Genomic DNA, 13,068 nt, shown 5'->3' on the forward strand with positions numbered 1-13,068 from the left:
CCACACCGGGCCGGGGGCGTCAGGGAGCGGTGATGGAGGGCTGCTGGCCGGAGCCGAAGCGCCAGCCCTCGACGGTGCCGATGGCCGGGTTGTACGACGACGCGCCGCTCGAGCTGTAGGTCCATGCGCCGCCGGGGGTGGCGTGCCAGTACGACCAGTACGCCGTGGCCGGCGGGGTGTTGACGCACGGCTCGGTCGCCGCGGTGGGCATGCCGTTGATCCGGCACACGAACGCCAGGCCCCACCGCTGGGTGCCGGCGACGGTGAACCCGGACCCGGTCAGGGCCGCGAGGCCGGTGGCCGGGTCGCCGGCGTAGCAGCCGGTGACCACGCCGCCGCCGAGGGAACCGAAGTCGACCACGACCGTCACGCCCGTCCCGGGGGAGCAGGCGGCGGCGTGCGCCGCGAGGGGAGCCGGCTCGGCGAGCACGAGCGCGCCGACGGCGGCGAGCGAAGCGAGGGCGGTGGACAGCGTGCGTCGCAGGGCGGACGTCATCGTTCCTCCAGTGTGGACGGTGGCGGTCACGGGCAGGCGAGCACCGGCGCGGCGGGCCTGGACCCGGCCGCGGTCAGCGTGGCGAGGCCGGCGCCGGTGAGGCCGGGCACCGCCTGGGCGGTGGCCCGCACGGCCGTGGCGGGGTCGAAACCGGCCGGGGTGTAGGCGATCGCGCCGCGGTTCGGGGCCGGGTCCGTGCAGCGCACCTGCAGGGTGAGCAGGAAGCCGCGGGCCTTGAGCCAGGCGAGGGGGCGCCCGGCGACGGCGAGGGCCTGTGCGGCCAGGCCGGTGCTGTTGGCGTTCACGGTGCCGGCGCCGTCGGTGAACGACCCGTCGCCCGCCTGCACCGACACCAGCCACGCGATCGCCGGGGCGGCGTCGGCCGGGCGGTGTGCGGCGAGGAGCGCCTGCACCGCGAGGGCGGTGGCGTCGACGTCACTGGCGCAGGTGGGCTGGTCGAAGTAGAGCGGGTAGCCGCCGTCCGGGCAGCGGGTGCCGGCCAGGTAGGCCGCGCCCGTGGCGGGCGCTCCGGCCGGGGTGCGGCTCAGGGCGAGCAGCGCGAATGCCTGGGTGAACTGGTTGCTGTAGTCGCCGAACGCGGACCGGTCGGAGAACCGGCCCGACGGCGCCTGCAGCCCGCGCAGCCGGGCGACGAGGTCGACGCCGCCGAACGCGGCCGGGTTGCCGCCGCGGATCTGCACGGCGAGGGCCAGTTTGGCGGTGGCGCCCGCGTAGGCCTCGGTGCCGTCGCCGATGTACCCGGTAAGGACCTCCGGCCGGGCCAGCCACGCGGTCGCCCTGGCCGCGCTGGCGCCGGCGACCTTGGTCGCCGCGAACGCGAGGATCGCGTCGATGGTGAGGCCCTGGTCGGGGTAGGCGACGCCGTCGAAGACGACCTCGAACCGCTCCCCGTCGACCATCTGCCGGGCCAGCCATCCGGAGGCGGCGGCGGGCCGGTCGAGCGTCGGCGTGCTGGCGGCCGCCGGGGTGGCGGCGAGGGTGGTCAGCGCGAGGGCGGCGAGCGCCCCGGCGAGCAGGGTTCGTACGCGGTGCCGGTGGACAGCCATGTGGGCGGGCCTCTCCGGCCCTGGCAGTCGAGAGAAACCGGGAGCACGCCCGGTGGCTCCGACCCGTGGGCCACGACGGGTAGGGAGGTGCAGGAACCACGCACGCGGACGGGTACTCGGGCTCACGACGAGCGTCAAGGTGCTCGTCGCCTACCGTTGCGGGCCAGCGCCGGATTTCGACCGGACTTCCCCCATCAACGCACGGCTATGTTGTTGTGACCGTCAGTCTGTCGATGCGATGCGCCGCCGTCAATCCCACCCGCCGGCTTGTGGCGATCGCGACACGCGGGCCGGCCGGGCCGAGCGGCGCGGATAGGCGCGGGATACCGGGACGATTTCGGGTAGACACGCCCAGCCCGACTGTCGAACCTTTCGTGGGGGACCGCATGAGCACGCCGACGACCGGCTCGCACGCCGGTATCACCCCGAACCTCTTCGGCATCGCGTACGGTCTGGCCGGCCTCGCGGTCGGCTGGCGGTACGCCGCGCAGGTGGGGCTGGCCCCGGCGCTCGTGTCCGACATCCTGTTCGTCATCACGGCCCTGGTCTGGCTGGCGCTGCTGGCCGGCTACGTCGCGCAGGTGCCGCGCCGGCCCGGGGGCTGGCGCGGCGAACTGGCTCACCCGGTGATGGGGCCGTTCGTGTCGCTGATCCCGATCGTCGGCATGCTCCTCGCGATCGGCCTGCTGCCGGACAGCCCGGCCGCCGGCCGCTGGCTGCTGGGGGTGTTCACCGTCATCACGATCGCCCTGGCCGGCTGGATGACCGGCCAGTGGATCATCGAGGGCATCCAGCCGGAGCACCTGCACCCCGGGTACGTGCTGCCCGCCGTCGCGGGCGGCCTCATCGCGGCGATCGGCGCCGCCCTGGCCGGCTGGTCCGGCCTGGCCCAGACGTTCTTCGGCCTCGGCCTGGTGTCGTGGCTGGTCCTCGAGGCGATCATCGTGTCCCGGCTGTACCTGCGGGGGCTGCTGCCCGCGCCGATGCGCCCGACCCTGGCGATCGAGGTGGCACCGCCCGCCCTCGCCGGCCTGGCCTACCTGGCCGTCACGCACGGCACGGTCGACGCCGTCGCCTACGCGCTGGGCGGGTACACGCTACTCGCGGTCATCGTCCAGCTACGGCTCCTCGGGTTGTACCGCAAGCTGTCCTTCTCGCTCGGATTCTGGGCGTTCGCCTTCCCGTACGCCGCCGTCGCCACCTTCACGCTGCACTGGATCGACTACGCACGCGCGCCCGGGTACCGGATCTGGTCCTGGATCGTCATCCTGGCGATCAGCGCGTTCATCGCCGGCCTGGCCGTCAAATCGGCCCTCGTCGCCGGCCACCGGATCCCGCGGCGGCGCCTGCGCCTGACGCACTGACGCTGCGGTGGCGCCTGCGCTTGGCCCGCTGGCGCTGCGGTGGCGCCTGCGCTTGGCCCGCTGGCGCTGCGGTGGCGCCTGCGCTTGGCCCGCTGGCGCTGCGGTGGCGCCTGCGCTTGGCCCGCTGGCGCTGCGGTGGCGCCTGCGCTTGGCCCGCTGACGCTGCGGTGGCGCCTGCGTCTGGCCCGCTGACGCTGCGGTGGCGCCTGCGCTTGGCCCGCTGACGCTGCGGTGGCGCCTGCGCCTGGCCCGCTGACGCCGCGGCGGCGTTGGAGCGCAGCGCCCCGCCGGGAACAATGCCCGGATGGAGCTGCGTCCCGAACTCTGCCCGCCGCCGGTCGCACCCGAGCGCGTGGCCGAGCTGTGTGCCGCCATCGAAACCATCGAAGAGCTGCTGGAACGCGGCGAGCCGGCGGACGCCGCGATCGCCGCGTTCAACGCCGGAACCGGCCATGGCTACGCCACCGACGACTTCCGCACGTACTGGACGTCGCGCGACGTCGAGGACTTCGCGCTTGAGGCCGCCCGGCCGGCATTTCCGAAGGTCGCCGACGTCACCCGCGACGAGCTGATCGAGATTGTCGGCCGGATACAGGCGGCCGGCGACGACGTGGACTACTACGTGCTCCTGCTGATCACCAACGTCCCGCACCCTCGGGTCACCGACCTGATCTTTCATCCGCCGGCGGAGCTGGCCGACGCGTCACCCGAGGCCGTCGTCGATGCGGCGCTGAGCTACCGCCCGATTGCGCTGTGACGGGGCGCGGGGCGAGGCCCGGCCGGAAAACCGGGCCCGGAGCCGAGGCCGTCATCGACGTGGCGCTGAGCTACCGGCCGATTGCGCTGTGACGGGACGCGGGGGGAGGGTCGGCCGGGAAACCGGGCCCGCACCCGAGGCTGTCATTGACGTGGCGCTGAGCTACCGGCCGATTGCGCTGTGACAGGACGCGGGGCGAAGGCCCGGCCGGGAACCGGGCCTCGCTCAATCGGCAATGCGGACATCCGGATCTGCGGCCCGATGTCACGGTCAGTAACCGAGCGTCGCGGCCGCGGTGTTCTGTGGCTCAGTAACCGATCGCCGCGGCCGCCGTGTTCTGCAGCTCGGTGGCCGTCGCCGCGGCCGCGTACAGGGCCGGGGCGCCGCGCGGCGACACGCGGAAGAGGATGCCGTACAGCGTCACCGCGTCCAGGTAGATCGCGGCGTCATTCGGGTGCTTGCCGTCGGAGACGATGAGGTACGAGGTGCCGTGGGCGGCGATCTCGGGAACCACGCCGTCGCGGTCCACGCGCTGGCCCAGCGCGTCCCGGTGTTGCCGTCGACGGCGTTCTTGGCCGGCAGCCCCGTGCTCTCGGCCGACGACGCGGTGGCCGGCTTGTTCTGGGACAGGATGGTGTCGCTGGCGGCTTCGGCGGGTGGCACGGTGAGCGCGACGTATGTGGCGAGCACGACGAGCAGGCCGGCCCCGGCGGTCGCGACACGGCTGGCGGACAGCGTCACGACTACTCCTCGGGAACTGCTGGAGAGCGCTCTCCCGGCCATGGCAGTCTGGCTATGGAAGCCGCCAGGGTCAAGGGGGAGAGCGCTCTCTGCGACCGGGCCTGCAACGAGGGTCGCGGCGGCGCGGCGTCTGGGCTATGGCCGGCGTGCGGCGTGCGTCCGGATGAGGCCGTCGACGCCGCGCAGGAAGGTCTCGCAGATCAGCGCCCGGTCGAAGAGGCAGCCGGCCGCCATGGCGCCGTCGCGGAGCATGACGAAGTGCTGCGCGGCGGGCTCGGCCTCGGCTTGCTGGATGCCCGCCATCAAGGTGCTGACCGTGTCGAGGAACCACCGCCGATGCGCGAGGACGGCCTGGTGCACGGGGTGGTCCGGATCGGGGTACTCGGCCACGGCGTTCAGGAAGGCGCAGCCGCGAAAGCCGGCGGACTGGATGCCCTGGGCGATCGACGCGGCAACGGCCCGGAGGGCGTCGGGCGCCGGTAGGCCGCCGGCGGCGGCCGCGTCCACCTGGCCGCGGATGGCCTGATCGGCCGCCTGCAGATACGCGAGGACGAGGTCCTCCTTGCCGGGGAAGTGGCGATAGAACGTGGCCCGGGTCACCTTCGCCTCGGCGATGATCCGATCGACGCCGACCGAGTGGATTCCCTCCCCGTAGAAGATCCTGCTCGCCGTGACGAGGAGCCGTTCTCGAGCCTCGGACGGCCGGGTGCCGGTTTCGCTGCGCGCCATGCGCCCATCGTAGTGATAGAACGTTCGGTCTTGACAGGCCTGCGTGAAGTCGTCATGGTGAGAGGGACAGAACGTTCGTTCTTCAGGGTGGTGTTACGTGCCGCGGCGCCCGTGCAGCCACCGAAAGGATCACCATGACCACCGTTACCGCACCCGGCATCTCGACGACGGCGTCCGCCCTGCGGCGGCTGTACTTCGTCCGCTTCGCGTTCGCCATCGTCTGGGCCTTCGTGATGTTCACGACCGCCAGGCATCTCGGCCCGCTCGCCATGACGCTGCTCGTGCTCTACCCGCTGTTCGACGTGGCCGCCGCCATCGTCGACGCCCGCGCGTCGCGCGTCACCGGATCGCCTGCCCTGCTGTACGTGAACGTCGCGGTCAGCCTGCTCGCCGCGGCCGGCCTGGCCGTCGCCGGCGCGTCCGGCATACCGGCGGTCCTGCGCGTGTGGGGTGCCTGGGCGGTCGTGGCCGGGCTGGTGCAGCTCCTCGTGGCGGTCTCCCGCCGCGGGATGGGTGGTCAGTGGCCGATGATCATCAGCGGTGGCATCTCCGTGCTGGCCGGCGGGTCGTTCATCGCCGGCGCCTCCGCGGACAACCCGGTGCTGACCAACGCGATCGGCTACGCCATCCCCGGCGCCATCTTCTTCCTCATCTCGGCAATCCGCCTCGGCCGCGCCGCGAAGGTGAACTGACATGGGCAACGCCACGTATGACGTCGTCGTCATCGGCGCGGGGCCGGTCGGGGAGAACGTCGCCGATCGGGTCGTGCGGGGCGGCCTGACCGCCGCCGTCGTCGAGCGGGAACTGGTCGGCGGTGAGTGCTCGTACTGGGCCTGCATGCCGACCAAGGCGTTGCTGCGCAGCGCGACCGCGCTGCGGGCGGCACGCCGGCTGCCCGGCGCGCGTGAGGCGATCACGGGCGACCTGGACGCGGCCGCCGTGCTGCGCCGCCGCGACGCCTTCGCCTCGAACTGGTCGGACAGCGGGCAGGTGTCCTGGCTCGACTCGGCCGGGATCGCGCTGTACCGCGGCCAGGGACGGATCGGCTCCGACCGGGTCGTCGAGGTGTGGACCGGCGAGGACGGCCCGGTCGTCTCGCTCACCGCCCGGCATGCGGTCGTCGTCGCGACCGGAAGCAGCGCACTGATCCCGGACGTCACCGGTATCCGCGAGGCGGCACCGTGGACCAGCCGGGAGGCGGCCGCCGCGGCCGAGGTTCCGGGCCGGCTCGCCGTCATCGGCGGTGGCGTGGTGGCGTCGGAGATGGCGACCGCGTTCGCGGGTCTCGGCTCCGTGGTGACGGTGCTGGCTCGTGACGGTGTACTGCACCAGGCGGAGCCGTTCGCCGGCGAGCGGGTCGTGCAGTCGTTGCGGGAGGCCGGCGTGCAGGTACGCCTCGGCGCCGAGGCCGCGTCGGTGCACCGGGACGGCGAGGGCACGGTGCACATCACGCTCACCGACGGCGAGCGGGTCGAAGCCGACGAGCTCCTGGTCGCGACCGGCCGCACGCCGAACACCCAGGACATCGGCCTCGACACGATCGGCCTGAAGCCCGGTGCCTGGCTCACGGTCGACGACACGTTGCGGGTCCTCGACGACGGGGCGCTGGCCGGCGGCGGATGGCTGTACGCCGCCGGTGACGTCAACCGGCGCTCCCTGCTGACCCACCAGGGCAAGTACCAGGCTCGCGCGGTGGGCGACGTCATCGTGGCGCGGGCCAGGGGCGAGGCGGTCGAGGACGGCCGGTGGGGCCGGCACGTCGCCACCGCCGACGAGCGCGCCGTGCCGCAGGTCGTCTTCACCGACCCGGAGATCGCGTCGGTGGGGCTGACCGCGGCCGCCGCCGAGGCCGCCGGGCTGCGGATCCGGGTCGTCGACTACGACCTGGCCGCCGTCGCGGGTTCCGCCCTGCACGCCGAGGGATACCAGGGACACGCCCGGATGGTCGTCGACGAGGACCGGCAGGTGATCGCCGGTGTCACGCTCGCCGGCCCGGACGTCGCGGAACTGCTGCACGCGGCGACGATCGCGGTCGTCGGCGAGGTGCCGCTGGATCGGTTGTGGCACGCCGTTCCCGCGTTCCCGACCGTCAGCGAGGTGTGGCTGCGCCTGCTGGAGGCGTACGGCCGCTGACAGTTTCTCGGCCGATGGGCGCCGGGTTCAGAGGTAGCTGATGCCGGTCAGCGCCTCGGCCGCCGCCCAGAGCCGCTTGCCGGCGGCCGGGTCGGCCGCCTCCCGGCCGAGCCGGGCCTCGGCGACCCGGCCACGCGTCTCCCAGAGCCGAGCCGGCCCGAAGAACTGGGCGCCGTGCACATCGGGATCGGTCGCGGCGCGCAGCTGCGGCAGGGCGCCCCGCTCCACCGGCTGGGTGGCCAGCAGGCCGGCCCAGGCGAACAGCCGCCCGAGCCGGCCGCGGTGTTCCCAGGCGCGCGGCGTCAGGTTGGTGCGGGTGAGACCGGGGTGGGCGAGCACGCTGACGATCGGCGATCCGGCGGCGCGCAGGCGGCGGTCCAGCTCGATGCCGAAGATCGTGGTGGCGAGCTTGGACCGGCCGTAGGCGGCGGAGGCCTGGTAGTCACGCTCGAACATCAGGTCGTCGAAGTCGAGGTGCGCGTTCTTGTGGGTGATCGAGCTGAGACTGACCACCCGGGGTGCGCTCGCCGCGGCCAGCCTGCCCAGCAGCAGGCCGGTCAGCGCGAAGTGGCCCAGCATGTTGGTGCCGAGCTGCAGCTCGAAGCCGTCGGCGGTGGTCCGGCGCGGACCGAGCAGCACCACGCCGGCGTTGTTGACCAGCAGGTCGATCGCCGGGTGGTCGGCGGCCAGCTTCGCGGCGAAGGTGCGCACCGACTCGAGCGAGGCCAGGTCCAGCTCGCGTACCTCGGCGTCGCCGCCGATCCGGCGGGCCGCCTCCTCGCCGGCCGCGGTGTTGCGCACGGCGAGCACGACGTGGGCGCCGCGGCGGGCCAGCTCGGTCGCGGTGACCAGTCCGAGGCCCGAGTTCGCTCCGGTCACGACGGCGACCCGGCCGTGCTGGGCGGGCATGCGGTCGGCGGTCCATCCGGTCATCTGCTGCTCCTGGGAGTATCGGTGCGGTATGCCGGCGACGCTAGGAGCAGCGGGAGCGGGTTCGGTCGTACTCGGTTGCCTAGGTCTGCGGGACCTACCTTGGGTGCCCGGCGCGGCGGCACACTTGCGGCATGACCCATCCGTACGCCCGTGAGCTCGGCGACTTCCTGCGTGCCCGGCGCAGCCGGCTGAGCCCCCGTGACGTCGGCCTGGAGCCGGGCGGGCGGCGCAAGGTCACCGGGCTGCGGCGCGAGGAGCTGGCCCTGCTGGCCGGGCTGAGCACCGACTACTACCAGCGCATGGAGCAGGGCCGGGAGGTACGCCCGTCCGACGACGTCCTGGACGCGCTCGCCGCGGCGCTCGGCCTGGACGACGAGGAACGCCGGCACCTGTTCACCCTGGCCCACGCCGCCCGGCGGCCGATGCCCGCCCGGGTGGACCACGGCCCCGAGAAGGTGCCCGACAGCACCCGGCGGCTGCTGCGGGTGCTGGACACCCCGGCGATCGTGCTCGGCCGGCACCTCGACGTGCTCGCCTGGAACCCCATGGCGGAGGCGCTGCTCGGCGATCCGGACGCCTATCCGCCCGGCCGGCTCAACATGCTCCAGCTGATGTTCGACGACGCGCTGACCGGCGAGCGCAGCTGCCCGGACTGGGAGCGGCAGGCGCTGGACTGCATCGGCATGATGCGCGCCGCCGTCGCCACCGACCCCACCCATCCGCGCGCCATCGCGATCGTCGGCGAGCTGAGCATCCGCAGCGCCGAGTTCCGGCGGCTGTGGGCCCGGCACGACATCCGCGAGTCGGTCAGCGACACCAAGACCTTCCGGGTGCCCGGGGTCGGGGACATCACCCTGGCCCGGGACAGCTATCCGCTGCCCGGCAGTCCCGGCGCGGTCCTGCTGGTCTTCACCGCCGAGCCGGACACCCCCGACGCGGACCGGTTGCGGCTGCTGGCGTCGTTGCACGCGACCCGCTCGGCGCCCGCCGACAGGCACTCCTCCCGGTAAGGCGCGGCTGACCTGCGGCGGTCCGACCCTGACCGCCGCTACGCAGGAGCGCAGGGGACGGTGGCGGCCGGGATGGTGGCCAGCAGCAGGGTGCCGCCGCCGACGGGGCTGGTGACGGTGAGGTGTCCGCCGAGTGCCTCGACGCGGTCCTGGATCCCGGTGAGGCCGGTTCCGCGGTGCGGGTCGGCGCCTCCGATGCCGTCGTCGTGGATCGACAGGTGCAGGATGTCGTCCCGGGTCGTCGCCTGCACGTGCACGACGGTGGCGTGGGCGTGTTTGGCCGCGTTGGTGAGTGCTTCGGAAACGATGTAGTACGCGGCCATCTCGACCACCGGGGGCATGCGCCGGCCGGTGTGGAGGTCGAGGTCGACCGGTACCAGGGATCTGCGGGCAAGTGCCTTGAGCGCGGACGGCAGGCCGCCTGAAGCGAGCAACGTCGGATGGATGCCGCGTGAGAGCTCGCGCAGGTTGTCCATGGCACTGTTCAGGCCGAACAGGGCGCGCGACAGTTCCGCCCTGGCCTGCTGCTGTTCCGGCGGCAGGGCGGCCTGCGCGGCGCCGAGCTGCATCGCGACGGCGAGGAAGTGCTGCATCGCGCCGTCGTGCAGGTCGCGCTCGATGCGCTGGCGGGCCTGGTCCGCCGCGGCGACCAGCCGGGCCCGGGACGCGGCGAGCTCGGCCTTGCTGTCGGCATTGGCGATGGCGGTGGCGGCGAGGTCGGTGAAATCCGCGACGCGTGCCTCGGTATCGGCCGGCAGCGGCTCGGGCCGGGGCCAGGCAACGCCCGCGACGCCCCACAGCCGCCCGTCGACCACGATCGGCACCCCGACCACGGCGCGGATGCCGACCTTCCTGGCGAACGCCGCGACGGGACCGGGCGCATCTTCGAACGTGTCCACTCTGGCGGCGCGGCCCGTGTCTCGCACCTTGATCAGGACGTTCTCACCCTCGATCGGCCAGCGCATCTGGTTTGCGCTCAGGCCGATGGGGCTGCTCGAGACAACGCTGGCCTTGCCGTCGGGCTCATAGCGACACAGCCACGTGCTGTACTCGTCCAGCAGGTCGTGCAGCTCGGTGGTGATCGCGTCGAAGACGTCGGGCGGAGGACTGCCGTGGGCCACGAGCTTTGCCACCCGCCCCAGCGCGGCTTGTTCGGCGGCGAGCCGGCGCAGCTGCTCCCGGCTCGCTTCCAGCGATTCGAGCACGGCCGCACGTTCCCGGCCGGCTTGCAGCAGCGACGCCAATGACGGCACGACACGCTCCCGCAGCCGCTGCATTGTCCGTTCGGGTACGTCGGCCGGCACGACCAGGGTCCCGAGCTGGACGGTGCTGGCGCGCAGGGGGAGCGCCGATCGCCGGTCATCACCGGGGACGGCCGCGAGGTGGATCGCCGCCTCCGGCAGTTCGAGAGACCGCGCGATGGACTGTGCGACAGCGGGCAACACCGCGGTGAGGTCGTCCGCGTGCAGCAGCAGCCGGGCCATCTCGGCGGTGAGATCGGACTCCGCGGCCTGGGCGGCGCGCAGCCGCGAGAGGTCTGCCACCGCGCTCATCGGCACCGCGACGAGGAGCAGGATCGCCAACTCGACGACTTCCCGCACGTTCGAGGCGCCGAACTGCCCGACGGGTTGGACGTGGAAGAAGTCGAACGCCAACGTGCTCGCGACCGCGGTGGCCAGTCCGAGCCACATGCCCCACATCATCGAGGCCACCAGCACCCCGGCGATGTAGATCATGCCCGAAAGGACCGGTGTCATGACCTGCCGGAGCGGATAGACCAGCAGGGTCTCGACCACGATCAGCAGGGCGACGACCGCGATCCCCACAACACGGGGTGGAGGTGTCGGTCGCACCAGCTGGGACAGCGAGCCGACATGCACTGCCACCAGTCTAGTCCGCCTGCGGCGCATCGCATGCTCACAACGGGGGACGGCGGCGATGCGCGCCACCGTCCCGTCGGTCCCGGGGACGGTGGCGAAACCGTCCAGTTGCCTCAGCGCAGAATGCCCGTGTGGCCCAGGGAGTAGCGGCCCGGCTGCGGCCAGATGCACAGGCCGTGCGGCTGGGTGCCGACCTTGATCTTGGCCAGCAGGTGGCCGTCCGCCGTCGACATCGCGTAGACCTCGCCGTTGTAGCGGCCGGAGAGCCACAGCACCGTGCCGTCCGCCGACACGCCGCCCATGTCGGGGCTGCCGCCGCCGGGGATCTGCCACTTCGCCGCGAGCGTGCCGGTGGCGAAGTCCAGCAGCGACACCGAGCCCTCGCCGCGGTTGGCGATGTAGAGGTACTTCGAGTCGCGGCTGACGTACAGCCCGTGCGCGCCGGAGCCGGTGGCCAGGAACGAGCGCACCGTGAACTGGTCGCCGTCGAGGATCCACACGCCGGACGTGTGCATGTCGGCGACGTACCAGGTGCGGCCGTCCGGTGAGATCTTGACGTCCTGCGGCATGGCGTGCTCGCCCGGCAGGTGCAGCTGGCCGATGACCTCCTGCTTGGCGACGTCGACCTTGACGAGGTCGCCGGAGAACTCGCACGTGGCGATGAAGTAGCGGCCGTCCGGCGAGAAGTCGGCGTGGTTGACCCCGGAGCAGTTCACGGTGAGCTCGCGAACGATCGCCATCGTGTGCGGGTCGCGGAACACGATCTTGTGCCGCGCCTCGGACATGACCATCGCGTACTTGCCGTCGGGGGTGAAGTACAGGTTGTAGGGGTCGTCGACGGGTATCGGCTTGCCGAAGGTGCTCGTCGCCGGGTCGATCGGCACGAGCGCGTTGCCGGTGTTGTCGTTGACCCACAGGGTGCGCAGGTCCCACGACGGGACCACGTGCTGCGGGCCGCCGCCGACCTTGACCGTCTGGATGATCGTGAACGTCGCCGGGTCGATGATCGTCACGGTGTTGCTGCCGAGGTTCGGCACGTAGATGCGCGGCGGGTCGTTGCGGACCTTGTCGGCGAACGCGTTGGGCCGGTCCGCGGCGTACACGTCGTGCGGGTCGAGCAGCGGCGGCATGCCCGGCAGGCCCGGGCCGGGGCTCGTGCCGGCGCTCCCGCTCGGCAGTGGCCCGGTGCTCATGCCCGGCATGCCGGTCATGTTGGCCGGGGCGTTGTCGTCGCCCGGGCCGGCCGGGTGCTCGCTCTCGGACTTGGCCGAGGAGCAGGCCGCGACCAGCGCCCCGAGCAGTACGAGCACCGCGACGATCCGTCCGGTCAGGAGCCGGGCCGTCACGCCAGCAGCTCCGACGCCGTGACCGGGCGCAGACCGCGGTCGCGCAAGCCGGCGAGGAGCTTCGGTATCGCGGTGACCGTGCCGGCGTGTCCGAAATGAAGACTGACGATCGAGCCGTTTCGCACGCCCTGGAGCGTAGTGCGCACGATCGCGTCCGCGCCGGGATCCGTGTAGTCCAGTGAGTCGATGTCGTACGACAGACAGGTGGCGTACCCGGCCCGTTCAGCCTGCGCCCGGATCCGCGGCGTGCTGCGCTGCGTCTGCGAGGGCCGGAACCAGCGCCCGATCGTGCCGCTCACCTCGCGCAGGGCCTCGGCGCACCCGGCGATCTCGGCGTAGGCGCGGGCGTCATTCATGGCCTTGATGTCGTCGTGGTTGAGCGTGTGGTTGCCCAGCTCGTGCCCGTCGGCGAGGACCCGGCGGGCCAGTTCGGGCTGCTGTTGCACCCACACGCCGACGGCCAGGACGGTCACCTTGACGTGCTCGGCGGCGAGGGCGTCGAGCAGCCCGCCGACCACGCCCGGCTCGCCCTGCCCGTGGAACGTGAGCGCCACCGCCGGCACGTCCCGGGGCCCGCTGTCGACCTCAGCGGGCAGCGTCCTCGGCGACGGG

At 72.9% G+C, this 13,068-nt stretch carries 13 protein-coding genes and 1 riboswitch; of the genes, 5 read left to right on the plus strand and 8 right to left on the minus strand.

The window, feature by feature from the left end:
- Positions 1 to 19 precede the first annotated feature (19 nt).
- Together ABD352_RS00095 and ABD352_RS00100 are read right to left on the minus strand one after the other, a co-directional pair.
- Complete coding sequence (locus ABD352_RS00095; RefSeq protein ID WP_344610070.1) at positions 20 to 496, minus strand: hypothetical protein; 477 nt, start codon at positions 494 to 496, stop codon at positions 20 to 22.
- A gap of 26 nt (positions 497 to 522) precedes the next feature.
- Positions 523 to 1,563 (minus strand): peptidase, encoded by a 1,041-nt coding sequence (locus ABD352_RS00100; protein ID WP_344610071.1) that lies wholly within the window; start codon positions 1,561 to 1,563, stop codon positions 523 to 525.
- Between the two features lie 90 nt (positions 1,564 to 1,653).
- Positions 1,654 to 1,802: riboswitch (cobalamin riboswitch) on the minus strand.
- 147 nt (positions 1,803 to 1,949) lie between these two features.
- Between ABD352_RS00100 and ABD352_RS00105 the strand changes: the two genes are divergently transcribed.
- Positions 1,950 to 2,927, plus strand: a complete 978-nt coding sequence (locus ABD352_RS00105; RefSeq protein ID WP_344610072.1) for an SLAC1 family transporter — start codon at positions 1,950 to 1,952, stop codon at positions 2,925 to 2,927.
- A 304-nt stretch (positions 2,928 to 3,231) separates the two neighbouring features.
- Positions 3,232 to 3,684: a hypothetical protein gene (locus ABD352_RS00110; protein WP_344610073.1), complete on the plus strand. Its 453-nt coding sequence runs from the start codon at positions 3,232 to 3,234 to the stop codon at positions 3,682 to 3,684.
- A 307-nt stretch (positions 3,685 to 3,991) separates the two neighbouring features.
- Here ABD352_RS00110 and ABD352_RS00115 read toward each other — a convergent pair whose 3' ends face one another.
- Positions 3,992 to 4,198, minus strand: coding sequence for a hypothetical protein (locus ABD352_RS00115; RefSeq protein ID WP_344610074.1), 207 nt, complete (start codon positions 4,196 to 4,198; stop codon positions 3,992 to 3,994).
- Positions 4,199 to 4,560: 362 nt separating this feature from the next.
- Complete coding sequence (locus tag ABD352_RS00120; RefSeq protein WP_344610075.1) at positions 4,561 to 5,154, minus strand: TetR/AcrR family transcriptional regulator; 594 nt, start codon at positions 5,152 to 5,154, stop codon at positions 4,561 to 4,563.
- Between the two features lie 134 nt (positions 5,155 to 5,288).
- On the opposite strand from ABD352_RS00120, the gene ABD352_RS00125 reads away from it, so the two are divergent.
- Both ABD352_RS00125 and ABD352_RS00130 read left to right on the plus strand, forming a co-directional pair.
- Positions 5,289 to 5,846 carry a hypothetical protein gene (locus tag ABD352_RS00125; protein ID WP_344610076.1) on the plus strand — a complete coding sequence of 186 codons (558 nt, stop codon included), beginning with the start codon at positions 5,289 to 5,291 and terminating at the stop codon, positions 5,844 to 5,846.
- Between the two features lies 1 nt (position 5,847).
- Positions 5,848 to 7,287, plus strand: a complete 1,440-nt coding sequence (locus ABD352_RS00130) for a dihydrolipoyl dehydrogenase family protein (RefSeq protein ID WP_344610077.1) — start codon at positions 5,848 to 5,850, stop codon at positions 7,285 to 7,287.
- A 27-nt stretch (positions 7,288 to 7,314) separates the two neighbouring features.
- On the opposite strand, the gene ABD352_RS00135 is transcribed toward ABD352_RS00130, so the two are convergent.
- Positions 7,315 to 8,220, minus strand: coding sequence for an oxidoreductase (locus ABD352_RS00135; protein ID WP_344610078.1), 906 nt, complete (start codon positions 8,218 to 8,220; stop codon positions 7,315 to 7,317).
- Positions 8,221 to 8,351: 131 nt separating this feature from the next.
- Between ABD352_RS00135 and ABD352_RS00140 the strand changes: the two genes are divergently transcribed.
- The gene (locus ABD352_RS00140; protein WP_344610079.1) at positions 8,352 to 9,230 is read left to right on the plus strand and encodes a helix-turn-helix transcriptional regulator; all 879 of its coding nucleotides are present in this window, start codon (positions 8,352 to 8,354) and stop codon (positions 9,228 to 9,230) included.
- A 38-nt stretch (positions 9,231 to 9,268) separates the two neighbouring features.
- On the opposite strand, the gene ABD352_RS00145 is transcribed toward ABD352_RS00140, so the two are convergent.
- The 3 genes from ABD352_RS00145 to ABD352_RS00155 all read right to left on the minus strand — a co-directional run.
- Complete coding sequence (locus ABD352_RS00145) at positions 9,269 to 11,179, minus strand: sensor histidine kinase (RefSeq protein ID WP_344610080.1); 1,911 nt, start codon at positions 11,177 to 11,179, stop codon at positions 9,269 to 9,271.
- Between the two features lie 44 nt (positions 11,180 to 11,223).
- Positions 11,224 to 12,456 carry a YVTN family beta-propeller repeat protein gene (locus ABD352_RS00150; RefSeq protein WP_344610081.1) on the minus strand — a complete coding sequence of 411 codons (1,233 nt, stop codon included), beginning with the start codon at positions 12,454 to 12,456 and terminating at the stop codon, positions 11,224 to 11,226.
- On the minus strand, positions 12,453 to 13,068 hold a 616-nt coding region (locus ABD352_RS00155), incomplete at its 5' end, for a polysaccharide deacetylase family protein (RefSeq protein ID WP_344610082.1). The genes ABD352_RS00150 and ABD352_RS00155, both read right to left, overlap by 4 nt.

This window comes from Dactylosporangium salmoneum (assembly GCF_039532525.1).
GTDB classification, from domain to species: Bacteria; Actinomycetota; Actinomycetes; order Mycobacteriales; family Micromonosporaceae; genus Dactylosporangium; species Dactylosporangium salmoneum.